At 46.6% G+C, this 15,088-nt stretch carries 16 protein-coding genes; 10 read left to right on the top strand and 6 right to left on the bottom strand.

The features are described 5' to 3' along the window. Positions 1–9 precede the first annotated feature (9 nt). Entirely contained in the window at positions 10–690 is a 681-nt protein-coding gene (gene mtnC / locus L865_RS0113540) for an acireductone synthase (protein WP_028773735.1), read from the bottom strand. A gap of 220 nt (positions 691–910) precedes the next feature. Here mtnC and L865_RS23790 point away from each other — a divergent pair, with 220 nt between their 5' ends. The 5 genes from L865_RS23790 (at position 911) to L865_RS0113515 (ending at position 5,167) form a co-directional block, all read left to right on the top strand. Next, positions 911–2,083, top strand: coding sequence for an alpha/beta hydrolase-fold protein (locus L865_RS23790; protein ID WP_037471158.1), 1,173 nt, complete (start codon positions 911–913; stop codon positions 2,081–2,083). A gap of 92 nt (positions 2,084–2,175) precedes the next feature. Then, the gene (locus L865_RS24585; RefSeq protein ID WP_051484606.1) at positions 2,176–2,616 is read left to right on the top strand and encodes a hypothetical protein; all 441 of its coding nucleotides are present in this window, start codon (positions 2,176–2,178) and stop codon (positions 2,614–2,616) included. Further along, on the top strand, positions 2,613–3,128 hold the full coding sequence (locus L865_RS0113525; protein ID WP_028773734.1) for a GreA/GreB family elongation factor: 516 nt from the start codon (positions 2,613–2,615) through the stop codon (positions 3,126–3,128). The genes L865_RS24585 and L865_RS0113525 overlap by 4 nt, the downstream gene beginning before the upstream one ends. Before the next feature lie 124 nt (positions 3,129–3,252). Then, positions 3,253–3,750, top strand: coding sequence for a pilus assembly FimT family protein (locus tag L865_RS26025; protein WP_037471157.1), 498 nt, complete (start codon positions 3,253–3,255; stop codon positions 3,748–3,750). Then, positions 3,740–5,167 (top strand): ADP-ribosylglycohydrolase family protein, encoded by a 1,428-nt coding sequence (locus L865_RS0113515; protein WP_051484605.1) that lies wholly within the window; start codon positions 3,740–3,742, stop codon positions 5,165–5,167. The genes L865_RS26025 and L865_RS0113515 overlap by 11 nt, the downstream gene beginning before the upstream one ends. A gap of 111 nt (positions 5,168–5,278) precedes the next feature. Here L865_RS0113515 and L865_RS0113510 read toward each other — a convergent pair whose 3' ends face one another. Continuing rightward, positions 5,279–5,479, bottom strand: a complete 201-nt coding sequence (locus tag L865_RS0113510; RefSeq protein ID WP_028773731.1) for a hypothetical protein — start codon at positions 5,477–5,479, stop codon at positions 5,279–5,281. Between the two features lie 292 nt (positions 5,480–5,771). Then, entirely contained in the window at positions 5,772–6,998 is a 1,227-nt protein-coding gene (gene hutI, locus L865_RS0113500) for an imidazolonepropionase (protein WP_028773730.1), read from the bottom strand. 186 nt (positions 6,999–7,184) lie between these two features. Here hutI and hutC point away from each other — a divergent pair, with 186 nt between their 5' ends. The 3 genes from hutC to hutH all read left to right on the top strand — a co-directional run bounded on the left by hutC (position 7,185) and on the right by hutH (position 11,183). Beyond that, positions 7,185–7,889, top strand: coding sequence for a histidine utilization transcriptional repressor HutC (hutC, locus tag L865_RS0113495; protein WP_028773729.1), 705 nt, complete (start codon positions 7,185–7,187; stop codon positions 7,887–7,889). Between the two features lie 82 nt (positions 7,890–7,971). Next, positions 7,972–9,648 (top strand): urocanate hydratase, encoded by a 1,677-nt coding sequence (hutU, locus tag L865_RS0113490; RefSeq protein ID WP_028773728.1) that lies wholly within the window; start codon positions 7,972–7,974, stop codon positions 9,646–9,648. A gap of 2 nt (positions 9,649–9,650) precedes the next feature. Beyond that, the gene (gene hutH, locus L865_RS0113485; protein ID WP_028773727.1) at positions 9,651–11,183 is read left to right on the top strand and encodes a histidine ammonia-lyase; all 1,533 of its coding nucleotides are present in this window, start codon (positions 9,651–9,653) and stop codon (positions 11,181–11,183) included. A 55-nt stretch (positions 11,184–11,238) separates the two neighbouring features. On the opposite strand, the gene L865_RS0113480 is transcribed toward hutH, so the two are convergent. After that, positions 11,239–11,778, bottom strand: a complete 540-nt coding sequence (locus L865_RS0113480; RefSeq protein ID WP_028773726.1) for a hypothetical protein — start codon at positions 11,776–11,778, stop codon at positions 11,239–11,241. Positions 11,779–11,980: 202 nt separating this feature from the next. Here L865_RS0113480 and L865_RS0113475 point away from each other — a divergent pair, with 202 nt between their 5' ends. After that, positions 11,981–13,252, top strand: coding sequence for a mechanosensitive ion channel family protein (locus L865_RS0113475; protein ID WP_028773725.1), 1,272 nt, complete (start codon positions 11,981–11,983; stop codon positions 13,250–13,252). A gap of 50 nt (positions 13,253–13,302) precedes the next feature. Here the strand turns inward: L865_RS0113475 and L865_RS0113470 are convergent, their stop codons facing one another. Both L865_RS0113470 and L865_RS0113465 read right to left on the bottom strand, forming a co-directional pair. Further along, positions 13,303–13,929 carry a LysE family translocator gene (locus L865_RS0113470; RefSeq protein ID WP_028773724.1) on the bottom strand — a complete coding sequence of 209 codons (627 nt, stop codon included), beginning with the start codon at positions 13,927–13,929 and terminating at the stop codon, positions 13,303–13,305. Between the two features lie 139 nt (positions 13,930–14,068). Continuing rightward, positions 14,069–14,632, bottom strand: coding sequence for a lysophospholipid acyltransferase family protein (locus L865_RS0113465; RefSeq protein ID WP_028773723.1), 564 nt, complete (start codon positions 14,630–14,632; stop codon positions 14,069–14,071). Between the two features lie 216 nt (positions 14,633–14,848). Here L865_RS0113465 and L865_RS25545 point away from each other — a divergent pair, with 216 nt between their 5' ends. Next, complete coding sequence (locus tag L865_RS25545; protein WP_157577571.1) at positions 14,849–15,001, top strand: hypothetical protein; 153 nt, start codon at positions 14,849–14,851, stop codon at positions 14,999–15,001. Positions 15,002–15,088 lie beyond the last annotated feature (87 nt).

Genomic DNA, 15,088 nt, shown 5'->3' with positions numbered 1-15,088 from the left:
GACTACTTGCTAGCTAAGGCTTAGTTCAGCAAAACTGGTAATTTGTGGATGTTCTGCGGTGCGCTGCTTGTCATCGCGCACCATTTGCAGGGTACGCATACCGGCTTCTTGTGCCGCTTTGAGTTCTTCAACAACATCTGAAATAAATAGCACCTGCTTAGGCGCTAAGCTGATAGTGTTGATGATATTGCAATAAGCTTGTTTAAATAGCTTGTTACCGGTACGAGTATCAAAGTGGCCATCAAATTTAGGGGTCAGATCACCGGCATCACTGTGACTAAATAGCAATTGCTGCGCTTCTGCTGAGCCAGAAGAAAAGCTATATAAACGCACATTTTGGCTTTTGATTGCGTCGATAGCATCGATAAAGTCAGGGTAAATATGGCCGGTAAACTCGCCTTTAGCGTAGCCTTGCTTCCAGATCAGCCCTTGTAAGGTCTTCAGTGGTGTGGCTTTACGGTCTTCTGCGATCCATTGCTGAAGAATTTCAACCACTCGCTCCAAACTCGCGTCTGGCTCAAGGGCGATATCTCTGACATCGCAAATGCAGTTATCAACTAGCACGTTAGACTGATTAGCTGCTAAAAACTCACTGAGAGCGTTAGCCGAGTAGGGAAACAAAGTCTCTTTAATAAAATTAAGATCGGTTGTTGTACCTGCTGTATCTACAACGATGGCTCTGATACCCATGGTATTGGTGTTCTCCACTATCAAATTAGGTCAATGCACTCTCTGCTTAGCCACGATCCTATGCCGAAATGAACACTTTGGCTAGCTTATTTGCTGCTCAAATTGTATTAAATTTACCGAATTTGACCGGCAAGTGCAGCAGTGAAGACGAAAACTGATCTATTAAGCACCAATAAATACTGCTAGGTTATGGAGTAACAAAACTAAATGGATATTTATTTTGCTTAAAAACAACTTACTATCAATGTGTTATGCGCTTCTTCTACTGCTGGTGACGACCGATGCAATGGCGATAGCTGACGGGGCACAGCAAGATACCCTGACAGTTAAGCTGAAACAGAGTCAGTCGAGCATCAGCTTTAACGTGACACTCCCAAGCAGTTATCAGCAACAGCCCAGCAAGCAGTATGTGGTGTTGTTTGATTTTCACCCCCGCAGTCATGCCTATTTGGCGGGTATGCACGATTGGATGAGCCACAATAGTGGTTGGCCTTGGCTAGAAACTATTATTGTTACCGCACCTGATGGTAATGAAGTCCTTGGCAATATGAAAAAGGCGGCCATTGAAGTAGAGGGTGACACACAGTTACTCGATTTTATGCAGCAGCAATTGTTGCCTGCCATTAACAATAAGTATCGCAGCAACGGTTTTAACATTTTCAGCGGCTTTACCGGCAATGCGGGCTTGGGCCTATATATGCTGATTAATCGCCCCGAACTGTTTAATGCCTACTTTATTGCTAGCCCAGTACTGAGCCAAGACTTTGCTTATGTGCTGCAAGATGCACCTAGAAAGCTGGCGGCAATGAAAGGTAAATCTCGGTTTCTGTTGATGAGCACCAGTGATAGTGGATATGAACAAGGTCAGCTAGCGTCATTTGCTCAGATGGAAGCGATACTCAAAACCCACGCAACCGATAGGCTTGATTATCGCATTAAACGCTTTGACGGCACTTATTACATGACCCAACCCGTGTTAGCAACAGCTTATGGTATTGAGTTACTGTTTGATGATTATCATACTCCGTTAGCGCCAACCTCTGGGATCGCCATGCAAGGCGCGCAAGCAATTGTTGATTATTACCAACAGCTCTCTACCCAAAAATATGGCTTTGAGGTCTCACCTGTTAGCTCGTTAATCAAGCTGGCGCAGTTGCAAACAGAGCAAGATCCGCAACAGGGGCTGCAGACTTATCTATTTGCCGTTAAGCAATCGCCACAGTCGGCGACCGCCCATGATGCGATTGCCGCAGCCTATGGCGAGTTAAAACAGTATGATATGGCAATTAAGCATCAGCAGCTAGCACTCGATAACACCCAACATCCTTTTTGGATAAAGCACTACACCGACAGCATTGAACAATTTAGTCAATTACAGCGCGGTGATGACTAGCCATATTGTGGCATCGCCCAGCTAGGTTTGCGATAACGGGGGTATCCGTAATAGTATGCGCTAATTGAGCAAGGATTAAAGGGTGGCTGCTGTTGCGTCAATTATTGCGTTATATTCCCGCTTTGGTGTGCGGATTGCTGTTGGCTCAGTTGAGCCTGATTATTTTTGGTGTCACGGCCGAATATATGCTGGCTTACCTGAGCAATATCAGTGATTTTCATGCTAATAGTTTAGAAAATATCATTTTGATATTGCACGACTTAACGGCTGCGCTGTTATTGGCCGCGCTAGTACTGCTGTTGTATAGCAAGCTATTTAAACGCTACCCGAATAACTGGTTTAGTGCGGTACTGATGCAGCTGCCTTTGGCCTATATCTCACTCTGGGTGATCCCGCCTTCATTTGATTTTTCTACTTTGTTTACTGCGGCCCAATCAATTTCGGCCATCAGTTCTTCTTTGGCTATGTTAGTTGTTTATGGGGTCGCTAATTTAGGCCAACGTTCAAAACTCCACACTGGGTTAAGTGAGTGAAACAAGTCAAGCCGCTGCTTATCCGGCAGATTATTCATGCGCTAACCCAGTTGCACCGCACAGCTAAAGTTGCGGCTAATCAAGCTCATGCGACAGCGACCCACAGTGAGAGTGTCGCGCGCAGCAAGTATGAAACCTTTGGCCTTGAAGCTTCCTATTTGGCCCATGGGCAAACCCAACGCGTGGCTCAGTTGGCGCAGAACATTGACGCAATCAATGCCTTGCCTGTCAGGTATTTTCAACAGGCCGATGCCATCGCTGTGGGGGCGTTAGTCTTTATCGAAGATACTCAGCAGCAGTTGCAGGCATTGTTTATTTCCCCTTGTGCTGGCGGTATCAAAGTGGCTTTTGATTGTCGGCAGATTGAAGCCGACTTAGCCATTGATGAAGTGATGCTCATTACTCCTGCCTCACCACTAGGAGCGGCACTATTGGGCAAATATCTTGATGAACAGGTGAGAGTCGATATTGCTGGTAACGTCAAGTTGGTGGAGATTATAGCGGTTTACTAAACCGTCAGAATCTAGCTTGATTGAGTACTTAAATAAGCGGACTTGACACTTGTCTAGCCTAGTATCAGGATAGATTAGGTAATCTACACAAGTTACTGTTATTGCTAAGTAGTGGAGCAAGTTTATGATCAGTCAGCGCAATCATACCGGCTTTACATTGATCGAGTTGGTGGTGGTTATCATTGTGCTAGGCATTCTAGCTGTGGTCGCCGCGCCTAAGTTTATTAACTTAAAAAGTGACGCCGTGAAGGCGAATATGGAAGCCCTTGAAGGGGCACTGCGCTCGGCTAACTCGTTAGTGTATTCAAAGGCGGTGATTAAAAATCAGCACCAGCTCAATAATGGCTCTATTATCAGCAATGACACCACAATCAATACCACTATGGGTTATGTTTCTGCAGAGAGTAGCAACTTAGCCAATGCATTGGATATGTCACTTGAGTCGATTAGCGCGGTAACCGATCCGTTTACGGCAGACTGGGGAGTGATAGATTTTTTTGGCTTTATCACTCTGATTATCCCCAAAGATCGTCCTTTTAGCGGCAACTGCCTACTTCTATATGCTGTGTTACCCAATACCACCGATGGTCCTTTCTATCTACCGTTAACAGATGATTGCTAGGTCATTGCCATCTGCAATCAATTTAACCGTATGCGCAGTGGTACTGTTGGCGTCGTTATTATTGGCGTGCAGCTCTAGTAGCAAAGTGACCGACAGCCAAGTTGTCTCTTCACTAGTCGCCGTAGAGATTTCACGCCGTGACTACAAAGATAAGCTTTATGGCTTTTGGTTAGGGCAGAGTATTGCCAATTGGACTGGGCTGGTTACCGAGATGGATAAGATTGGCGGTGCCGGGCCCCATGGTGTGTTTTATACCCGAGAAGATTGGGGCAAAGCCGATCAGCCTAGTATTTGGGGCCAAGGGGTCCCGAGTGATTTATCGGCTACCATTGATTTTGTGTTTAAAGACCCTGGCGAGGTGTGGGGTTCAGATGATGACACCGACATAGAATATATTTATCAGCACTTGCTTGATAAGCACCAAACCTCGATATTAACGGCAGAGCAGATCCGCGACGGTTGGTTAACCCACATTTACTCAGAATCGCAGTCACCCTTTGGTGTTGATGATGCTGGTAAAGCGCAGAATTACTTATGGGTGTCTAATCAGCGTGCGTATGATTTGATGGCCGAGCATGACCTTTTACCCCCGGCGACGAGTGATCCGGCTAACAATCCAGAATTTGAGATGATTGATGCGCAACTCACCACTGAAATTTTTGGTCTGTTTGCGCCCACTCGCCCAGATGTTGCGTTGAACATGGCCTATTTACCGATCCGAACTACAGCGCGAGAAAATGCCGCTTGGGCAGCGGAGTTTTATGTCATTATGCACGCGCTGGCGGCAGGTATTGATCCTGCAAAGTCGATAAAGCCACAGCTTTTTGCCATTGCCGATCAGGCGCGGCAGCGATTACCCAATTCATCTTATGCAGCGAAAATGTATGACTTTGTCAAAAGCCGTTACCTAACTGGTGCGCGCTGGGAAACCGTGCGTGATGAGTTATATGTTAAATATCAACTAAACCAGGAAGATGGTTACGATATTACTGCGCAGCAACGTTATTGTAATGGCTGCTTTGCTTCTGGGATTAACTTTGCTGCGAGTCTGGTGAGTTTATTCTATGGCGAAGCGGATATTGTGGAAACCATCAAAATTGCCAGTTTAGCGGGTTGGGATTCTGATAACCCGGCTGCGACTTGGGGCGGTTTGTTGGGCTTCGTCATTGGTAAGCAAGGCATAGAAGCGGCTTTTGATCGTCAGTTTGCCGACCAGTTTAATATTCATCGTACCCGCGGCGGATTTGATAATAATGGTATAGATAATTTTGCTGACATGGCAGCCAAAGGCGTTGGAATTGTTGATCGCGTTGTGTTTGAGCAGCTTGGTGGCAGTCTCGATACTGAGCGGCAAGTATGGCGCATCCCACAAATTAGTGGCTTAGGCTTTGATACCGCAAAGCCGATGTCATACTAATGGGGAACGATTACCTTAATAAACGCCTAATTATATTAATTTAACCATGAAAAAATGTATTTAATCCAGTATAAAAAGCCAGAGAGTATAACTCGCTGGCTTTTACATTAACTAGATCTCTAGTGGACCACAGCGTTGAGCCTCTTTAGCCCAATAACGACAAAGCTCCATGTTGTCAGTAGCATTACAATAATAGTTAGCGTTGTTTTTCGCTATTTGACAAAAACGATCACCAGGCAATGCGTTGGCTGTTGTTGCCATACCAATACTCATACCAATACCAACTAAAGCTAAAGTTAATTTCTTATTCATGATATTCCTTATCTACATTCTTATGAATGTCCTTAATGTGATTATCTATATGTTAATGCTAAATATAAATAATTAGCTATTTGAAAGTATAAAATAAAGGTTGGTCCGTCAATGGTATGAGGATTATGAATTAAATTGGGTTTTAAATATTCGTAAAGATAACTTTAATAGGAAGAAGGTATGAGTAATGTCATTATTTTTGATTACTTATTAAATAGTTCTTTAATTAGATTTCTGTATGAAAACCATATCAAGCTAGGTGACTTCTAGCCTGATATAGTTTTTGTCGGTATTACTGATGCACTAATTGACCGTTCTTAACGACGTCGACACAGGCATTTACGCCGTAGGTGTAGGCTAGCTGTGCAGGGGTACTAATATTCCACAGGCAAAAATCAGCGTGCATACCGACTGCTAATATGCCTACCTGTTGCTCAATATCCAGTGCTTTGGCGGCATTACGTGTCATACCGGCTAGGGCTTCCTCTGGCGTTAAGCGCAGCAAGGTACAGGCCATATTGAGCATCAATAGACTAGAACACAATGGCGATGAACCTGGGTTGTAGTCGCTGGCCACCACCATTGGCACTTGGTATTGGCGCAGTAGGTCGATTGGTGGGTGTTGGGTTTCGCGTAAAAAGTAGAACGCCCCAGGTAGTAAGGTGGCACAGGTTCCGCTTTCACTCAGTGCTTTTACATCGGCTTCATCGAGGTATTCAATGTGATCCACGGATTTAGCGCCGAGTTTTGCCGCCATGGCTGAACCGCCCATGTTCGAGAGCTGCTCAGCATGGAGTTTTATCGTCAGTCCTGCCTTTTTCGCCGCCTGAAGTACACGTTCTGTTTGCGCCAGATTAAAGGCGATATTTTCGCAAAACACATCCACCGCATCGGCGAGATTTTCCGCGACAACTTTGGGCAACATCTCATTGATCACTAGGTCAACATAGGCATCGCTATCACCACTGAACTCAGGGGGAATCGCATGGGCCCCCAAAAAGGTGGTTTTCACGTCGACATGGTGATGTTTTCCTAATTCGCGGGCAACGCGCAATATTTTTAATTCAGTTTCAATATCGAGCCCGTAGCCAGATTTGATCTCTACCGTAGTGACGCCTTCTTTGGCTAAAGCGTTGAGGCGTTGGCGTCCGAGCTCAAACAGCTCTGCTTCACTGGCTTCGCGACAGGCTTTAACTGTTGAAATGATACCGCCACCGCTGCGAGCAATCTCTTCATAGCTGGCACCTTGTAAACGTAATTCAAATTCGTTAGCTCGGTTGCCTGCAAATACTAAGTGAGTATGAGCATCAATGAGACCTGGTGTAACCCAGCCACCTTTGCCTTTGTAGATTGGGGTCGCGAGTACGTCAAACTCTGGCAATTCAGTCCGCGCACCAATCCAGGCTATTTTACCGTCTTTTACAGCAATGGCCCCATCGGTAATAGCGCCATAAGGCGTTGATATTGATGGTGACATTGTAGCGATATTGATATCAATCCAGACCTGATCCCACGACATGGTGCACTCTCTTATTCATTATTTTTGGCGACATTGAATACTAGCATCGAAAATAAATACATCGCTAGCTTGTATTTACTTGTATATACAAGCTAGGATTGTAGCCAAGTTTTTGATCAGGGTAAATCACTGCTGTTCACCGGTTGTTATGCGGGGTTGGGACAGTAGCTTAAAAAGGGAACACCGATGGCGACGCCAAAATTTGCAGCAATTAAGCAATATATCTTAACTCAGGTCGAGTCTGGCGCTTGGGCAGAGAACACGCGGGTGCCATCGGAAAATCAGTTAGCTGAACAGTTCAATTGTAGCCGGATGACTGCTCGGCGCGGACTCACCGAATTAACTGAATCTGGGGTGCTGGAGCGCTCGCAAGGGTTAGGCACCTTTGTGGCGGGGTTAAAAAGCCAGTCATCAATGATGGCGATTCGCAACATTGCCGATGAAATTAAAGATCGAGGCCACGGCTATAGCGTTGAACAAGTGCAGCTGATATCAACACAGGCCACTGGAGCCATTGCCATTGCCTTAGGCCTTGAAGAAGGTGCAGAGGTTTATCATTCGTTATTGGTACATTGCGAGCAAGGGGTGCCGTTGCAGTTAGAAGGGCGTTTCGTTAACCCAGCCTTAGTACCCGATTATCTAGCCCAGGATTTTACCCAACAAACTCCCCATGAATATTTATCTATGGTGGCGCCGCTAACCGAAGCGAAGCACACCATTGAAGCCAAACTTGCGGTGAAGCAACAGCTCGATTTGCTGGGTATCCCGGCCGGTGAACCCTGTTTGCAAATTAGTCGCCGTACTTGGTCTCGCCAAGGTGTCGTCAGCTTTGCACGCTTAATACACCCTGGCAGTCGCTTTAGATTAGGTGGCCATTTGACCTTCAGTTAATTGGCCCGAAACAGCACGTAAACACAAGCAAGACAGCAATAAACAATAATCAAATAAAAACAAATTGAACGAGGTAGTTCCAATGGATAACAGACACGATCCTAGTCGTCGCATTATCGCGCCAACTGGCAGTAAGCTGAGTTGTAAAAGTTGGTTAACAGAAGCACCAATGCGTATGTTGATGAACAACTTACACCCAGATGTGGCTGAGCGACCTGAAGATCTAGTGGTGTATGGCGGTATTGGCCGTGCAGCCCGTGATTGGCAGTGTTATGACAAAATCGTGGAAGTGCTACAACGTCTTGAAGATGACGAAACCTTGCTAGTGCAGTCGGGCAAGCCGGTGGGCGTGTTTAAGACTCACAACAATGCCCCACGAGTTATCATTGCTAACTCAAACCTAGTGCCACATTGGGCTAACTGGGAACACTTTAATGAGTTAGATAAGAAAGGCTTGGCCATGTATGGCCAGATGACAGCAGGTTCTTGGATCTACATCGGCTCGCAAGGCATTGTTCAAGGTACCTACGAGACCTTTGTTGCCATGGCCAAGCAGCACTTTAATGGTGATACCAGTGGTAAGTGGATTCTTACCGGTGGCCTTGGTGGTATGGGCGGCGCGCAGCCACTTGCCGGGACAATGGCAGGATATTCAGTGCTCACTTGTGAAGTGGATGAAACCCGTATCGATTTCCGTCTTCGCACCCGCTATGTAGACAAAAAGGCAACCAGCCTTGATGAAGCTTTGGCGATGATTGATGAAGCTAACAACAGCGGTAAGCCGGTCTCGGTTGGTCTACTTGCCAACGCCGCAGACGTGTTTGCCGAGCTCGTTGAACGCGGCATCACCCCCGATGTGGTGACTGACCAAACATCCGCGCACGATCCACTCGACGGTTACCTGCCACAAGGCTGGACGTTAGCGCAAGCTATCGAGATGCGTAAAACTGATGAAGCTGCCGTTGTTAAAGCGGCTAAGCAGTCGATGGCCGTGCAGGTGAAGGCGATGTTAGCGCTGCAAGCGGCTGGCGCAGCCACCACCGACTATGGTAACAACATTCGTCAGATGGCATTTGAAGAGGGGGTTGAAAACGCATTCGACTTCCCTGGTTTTGTGCCAGCTTATGTACGTCCGTTATTCTGTGAAGGTATTGGTCCGTTCCGCTGGGCGGCGCTTTCTGGTGACCCAGAAGATATTTATAAGACCGATGCCAAAGTTAAAGAGCTTATTCCTGATAACCCGCACCTGCACAACTGGTTGGATATGGCGCGTGAGCGTATCGCATTCCAAGGTTTGCCTTCTCGTATTTGCTGGGTAGGACTAAAAGATCGTGCGCGTTTGGCGTTAGCCTTTAACGAAATGGTTAAGAATGGCGAGCTTTCAGCCCCAGTTGTTATCGGCCGCGACCATTTAGATTCAGGCTCAGTAGCCAGCCCTAACCGCGAAACAGAGTCGATGTTAGATGGCTCAGATGCCGTATCAGATTGGCCACTGATGAATGCGCTACTTAACACCGCAAGCGGTGCGACATGGGTATCACTGCATCACGGTGGTGGTGTTGGTATGGGCTTTAGTCAGCACTCTGGTGTTGTGATTGTTGCCGATGGTACCGATGACGCCGCAGCGCGCTTAGGTCGCGTATTGTGGAATGACCCTGCGACAGGCGTTATGCGTCATGCTGATGCAGGCTATGATATTGCCAAAAATTGTGCCAAAGAGCAGGGGCTAGATCTGCCAATGCTAAATGAGGAGAAGTAATCATGAGCCATTTAGTATTAACCCCAGGTAGCTTAACCCTGAAACAAATCCGTGATATTAGCCGTGGTAAAGTTAGCCTTGAGTTGGCTCAAAGTGCCATTGGTGATATCAATACCAGTGCGGGTTTAGTGCAGCAAGTGCTTGATGAAGGCCGCACAGTGTACGGTATCAATACCGGTTTTGGTTTGCTGGCAAACACTAAGATCGCCGCAGATGACCTGCAATTATTGCAGCGCTCCATTGTACTTTCCCACGCGGCTGGTACAGGCATGTATATGCAAGATGCCACCGTGCGTCTAATGATGGTATTAAAAATCAATTCATTAAGCCGTGGATTCTCTGGCATTCGCCTCGAAGTCATTAACTTCCTCATCGCCTTGGTTAATGCCGAAGTTTATCCTTGTGTGCCAGAGAAAGGATCTGTTGGGGCATCAGGCGATTTAGCGCCGCTGTCGCATATGTGCTTACCACTGCTTGGTGAAGGTGAGATGAGCCATAAAGGTGAGATTATTACCGCGGCTGAAGGTTTAGCCATTGCCGGACTTAAGCCTATTGAACTGGCCGCCAAAGAAGGTTTGGCTCTGCTTAACGGCACCCAAGCATCAACGGCGCTGGCACTTGAAGGCCTATTTAACGCAGAAGATCTATTCGCCGCGAGTTCTGTTATTGGCGCCATGAGTGTTGAAGCTGCCATGGGCAGTCGCAGCCCATTTGATCCACGTATTCATGCTGCCCGTGGTCAAAAAGGCCAAATAGATTCGGCTGCGATATTCCGTCATTTATTGGCTGAAGAATCAGAGATTAGCTTAGATCATGTTAATTGTGAGAAGGTGCAAGACCCATACTCATTGCGTTGTCAGCCACAGGTTTTAGGGGCGTGTTTAACTCAAATCCGCCATGCTGCAGAAGTACTTGAAACCGAAGCCAATGGTGTAACCGATAACCCGTTAGTATTCCAAGATACCGGCGATATTATTTCGGGCGGCAACTTCCACGCTGAGCCTGTTGCGATGGCCGCAGATAATCTGGCAATCGCGATTGCTGAGTTAGGTTCTATTGCCGAGCGTCGTATCGCGCTATTGATCGACTCTAATTTATCTAAATTGCCGCCATTTTTGGTTGAAAATGGTGGGGTTAACTCAGGCTTTATGATTGCTCAGGTGACTGCAGCAGCGCTAGCATCAGAGAACAAAACCTATGCCCACCCTGCGTCAGTAGATAGTTTACCTACATCGGCTAACCAAGAAGACCATGTGTCGATGGCAACATTTGCAGCGCGCCGTTTACGAGATATGTCAGAAAACACCCGTGGCGTGTTGGCCGTTGAGTTATTAGCCGCGGCACAGGGCTTAGATTTTCGTGCGCCGTTGCAACCAGCTACCGCAATCGCACATGCTAAAGCTGAGTTACGTGAGCGCGTAGCTTACTATGATAAAGATCGTTTCTTTGGGCCAGACATTGAAGCGGCTACTGAGTTGTTGCTCACCGCAAGCTACAATGTGTATTTACCAGCAGGCATGTTACCTAGCTTGTAAGTGGATTGCTTAAAGCAACAAAAAAGGGCCGTCAGGCCCTTTTTTATTGGCGGTATTACATGGCAAAACCGACGCTAATCACTGCCGATTCTGTGGCGGAATTATACCCCGCGCCGATCATCAGACCCATATCCATCATGTAGCGAAAGCCCACTTCGGCACCCCAGGTCTTATCATCCTCTTTTTCCCATACTGGTTTACAGTCGGTACACAAAGGCGTGATATTGTTAGTTGAGTGCAATTCATAAATGTACGCAGTGGCACCGCCATACACACTGAAATTGTCGACCAAGGTATAGCTCAGGCCAAAACGCCATAGGGTTTCTCGGCTGTATGCTTCGCCAGGTTCTTCAACGACCAGATCTTCATCTTTGCTGCGGGCATAACCAATATAATAACCCCAGTTGCTGTAGTCAGGGTCATAATGATAAGGGGCGAATGTAACGCCGTACATGTTGTTTGCTGCGGGCACATAGTCGACACTGACGCTCATGATGGGCTTACGTTTAAGCACATCTTCATCATCAGTATAGGTGTTTGCCAAAGCTGGCAGCGAACAGGCGATGGCACTCAGGCCAATTAGTGTACGAATCATTACTCTATTCCCCCAATTTGAACGAGTCGAACGATTGTGGTAAATCTGATTCTACCAGTCAAATTTAAGTGCTAAAATTCATTTTAAAATAAAGACTTGTGTATTAATTGTAGCATTTTGGTTGGTCGGGTGTAGACTGGTTGAGGTAGGTGTCATTTTTTACGCAATGGATTTTATCGCTAGTGGGCAACGGAAAATCAACATGGAAAAGCAACCCTTAGATCAAGAGATACGACTTCAGCTGAGCGACTGGCTATCGCAATGGGGCATTAATAGTGTGCCAAGTGACGGCGCTTCAACTTCTATCATGTTATTGGCCAGCTTAGTCTTGGCATTATTGGCCTACATGTTTGTTCGCCGTGGTGTCGTACGGGCGATGAATGTGGTCATTCAGCGCTCTCGGGTTTCTTGGGATGATATTTTCATGCGCTATCGAGTGCTGGAAAAGTTAGCCTATGTCGTCCCTGCATTGGTGCTCAGCTTGTTAGTGCCGATGGCGCTGGCCGAATACCATCTGCTAAGCAGTTTAACTAGCCGCTTATTGAGCGTGACCATAGTGATCTTGCTTGTAAGGGCTATTTTCAGTGCCTTTGATGCCGTTAACGAGATAGCCGATGTCAATTTGGTTAGTCGCCGCTTGCCAATCAAGAGCTTTGTGCAGCTGTTTAAACTGTTCCTATTTTTCGTTGCCATTATTATCTCTATCTCGGTACTGGCCAATCAATCTCCGTTAATCTTCCTCAGTGGTTTAGGGGTGGCAACCGGTTTAGTGATGTTGGTGTTTCGCGATACCATTTTGGGCTTTGTCGCCGGCATTCAACTTGCTGCCAATCGCATGGTTAGTCCAGGTGACTGGATTCAGATGGACAAGTACGGTGCTGATGGCTCGGTTGAGGAAGTGTCACTTACCACAGTGAAAGTGCAAAACTGGGATAAAACCATCACCATGATCCCAGCTTATGCTTTAGTGTCTGATGCGTTTAAGAACTGGCGTGGTATGTCTGAGTCTGGCGGCAGACGAATTAAACGTTCAGTGGTAATTGATATTGATACGGTAGGCTTTTTAACTGAAGAAGATCAGCAGCGCTTAGGTAAGATTAATCACCTCAAGAGCTACCTGTCGCAGAAGCAGTCGGAGCTAGACCAGCACAATGCCGCTGTCATTGATGCGGAGTCGCCGGTAAATCGGCGTAAGCTCACCAATATTGGGACGTTTCGTGCGTACATGTTGGCGTACCTCAAGCAGCACCCACAAATACATCAAGAGATGACGTTGCTGGTCAGGCAGCTAGAGTCGAGCAAAGAAGGGGTGCCAATAGAGATTTATATTTTCACCAATGACACTCGCTGGGCGGTTTATGAAGACATTCAAGCAGATATCTTCGACCATATTTTCGCGATATTGCCAGAGTTTAATTTAAAAGCCTTCCAAGCGCCGAGTGGCGCTGATTTACGTAGCTTGCAGCAAGGTTAACGTATTTTTGTAGCAACAGCCCGGTGTGGTGAACCCATCGGGCTGGTTTATTAATTTTGCTTGCTGATCAAAATGGCTGCCAGGCCAATAAATACTCCGCCGCTGGCACGATCAAACCAATGCAGTTTATTACTGGTCTTTAGGCTAGGCGCCAATACATTTGCCATACTGGCGTATAGCATCACAAAACTAAAATCGACTACTGCCCAAGTGACGGCCAATATCGCGAGTTGTGGTCCTTGCGGGGCGGTCATATCAATAAATTGTGGGAATAAAGCGCCAAAAAAAAGCAGATCTTTGGGGTTACTGATCCCAACCAAAAATGCTTCTTTAAACATCTGTTTGGCAGACCCTTTCCCCTTAATATGCTGTAAGTCTAAGCCGTGACCGCTAGCTTTGGTTAATAGCAGGCGAATACCGAGGTAAAGCAGATATGCCGCGCCACAGTATTTAAGGATGGTAAAGCCATACTCCGATGCGCTTAGCAATGCCCCTAAGCCAGCGGCAGAAGCAAACATTAACAACAAAGCAGAGCTAACACTGCCAAAGGCGGTGGCTAGGCTGCGAACTTTACCAAAGTGAATACCATGGCTCATGGATAATACCGCGATGGTGCCAGGAGAGATGGCAATTAATAGAATTGCCATCAGATAAAGTAGCCAAGTCTCAATGCTCATATGGATTGTATACAAAATGAGTGGTGACGCGGACTATAACCAGTGATGGCGGATTTAGCAAACTGTATACGGCCCAGGATGCATGGTTAGCTGTTAAAGCCCCAAGCATCAGCGACTTTATATGCTGATCGAGTCGCGATCACTTAGGGTCAGAGGCGGAATAATCCGGAATATTTTTAGGGTGGCGGCCTTTGATCGTGCGGAAAAAGCCGAGAATCGCGGCCATATCGTGTTCAATGTCGCCGCTCACAGTCATCGCGGGAGCAATAACCACGGCTTTGCGGCCAAAATCTAAGCCTACGGTCACAATGGGCACCTGTGCTTGGCTGGCGATGTGGTAAAAGCCGGTTTTCCAGCGAGTGACTGGGCTACGGGTTCCTTCTGGGGCCAACGCGAGTTTGAACTGGGCGTTGCTGGAAAACAGTTTCGCTACAGCATCGACGAGATTATTACTTTTGCGCCTGTCTACCGGTGTGCCACCAATGGCGCGAAAAAACCAACCCCAAGGGGCAATAAATAGCTGGTGCTTACCTAAGAAATTAATCTTCTCGCCAATGGCACCACGGGCTATCACGCCGATGATAAAGTCCCAATTGCTGGTGTGTGGTCCTACTATCGCTAGGTACTTGTCTTGTTTTGGCATGGCGCCTTCTACCTGCCAACCTATTGCGGTCAGCAGCATTTTACATAGAGCTTGTATCATATCGGTTCACTCTTATTATTTAACGCCTTGGGACCCTTTAATCATAGTTTTACTTGTAGGATTGGGCGTTATTTGGTGATGTAATACCAATCAGTATAAGAATTTGATCAACTCAGCGCGCTTTTGGCAAACTAATTCAAGGCGAATAATTGAAACAATGGTTGTTCCCTTGCGAAATTATTCAACGCAGAAGTAGGTAGCCAAAAACGCGCCACAATGGCGAGTTTTAGCGGTTCTGATGCTGAGTTAACGAGCTTAACCGTAGAACAACTATGCTCTTCACTCGTTGCAAGCCACATGGATGTGGTGAATGTCATTAATGCAGGAGCATTTAAGGACCTTACCTCAGTACCGCTAAACTCTCGCTGAGTGACTAAATGTTTATACTGATTGGTATAAGGTATAGTACACTTAAATTCACAATAGTGGAGAAGCTGATGATTAAAAAAGCAATTG

Source organism: Shewanella waksmanii ATCC BAA-643 (assembly GCF_000518805.1).
Lineage (GTDB): Bacteria > Pseudomonadota > Gammaproteobacteria > Enterobacterales > Shewanellaceae > Shewanella > Shewanella waksmanii.
Note: the sequence above shows the minus strand (reverse complement) of the source record. Positions and strands in the feature narration are given on the sequence as shown.

Coding starts and splice junctions, on each gene's coding strand:
- mtnC (WP_028773735.1), bottom strand. CDS start 690: ATGGGTATCAGAGCCATCGTTGTAGATACAGCAGGTACAACAACCGAT.
- L865_RS26025 (WP_037471157.1), top strand. CDS start 3,253: ATGATCAGTCAGCGCAATCATACCGGCTTTACATTGATCGAGTTGGTG.
- L865_RS0113515 (WP_051484605.1), top strand. CDS start 3,740: ATGATTGCTAGGTCATTGCCATCTGCAATCAATTTAACCGTATGCGCA.
- L865_RS0113510 (WP_028773731.1), bottom strand. CDS start 5,479: ATGAATAAGAAATTAACTTTAGCTTTAGTTGGTATTGGTATGAGTATT.
- hutI (WP_028773730.1), bottom strand. CDS start 6,998: ATGTCGTGGGATCAGGTCTGGATTGATATCAATATCGCTACAATGTCA.
- hutC (WP_028773729.1), top strand. CDS start 7,185: ATGGCGACGCCAAAATTTGCAGCAATTAAGCAATATATCTTAACTCAG.
- hutU (WP_028773728.1), top strand. CDS start 7,972: ATGGATAACAGACACGATCCTAGTCGTCGCATTATCGCGCCAACTGGC.
- hutH (WP_028773727.1), top strand. CDS start 9,651: ATGAGCCATTTAGTATTAACCCCAGGTAGCTTAACCCTGAAACAAATC.
- L865_RS0113480 (WP_028773726.1), bottom strand. CDS start 11,778: ATGATTCGTACACTAATTGGCCTGAGTGCCATCGCCTGTTCGCTGCCA.
- L865_RS0113475 (WP_028773725.1), top strand. CDS start 11,981: ATGGAAAAGCAACCCTTAGATCAAGAGATACGACTTCAGCTGAGCGAC.
- L865_RS0113470 (WP_028773724.1), bottom strand. CDS start 13,929: ATGAGCATTGAGACTTGGCTACTTTATCTGATGGCAATTCTATTAATT.
- L865_RS0113465 (WP_028773723.1), bottom strand. CDS start 14,632: ATGATACAAGCTCTATGTAAAATGCTGCTGACCGCAATAGGTTGGCAG.
- L865_RS25545 (WP_157577571.1), top strand. CDS start 14,849: ATGGCGAGTTTTAGCGGTTCTGATGCTGAGTTAACGAGCTTAACCGTA.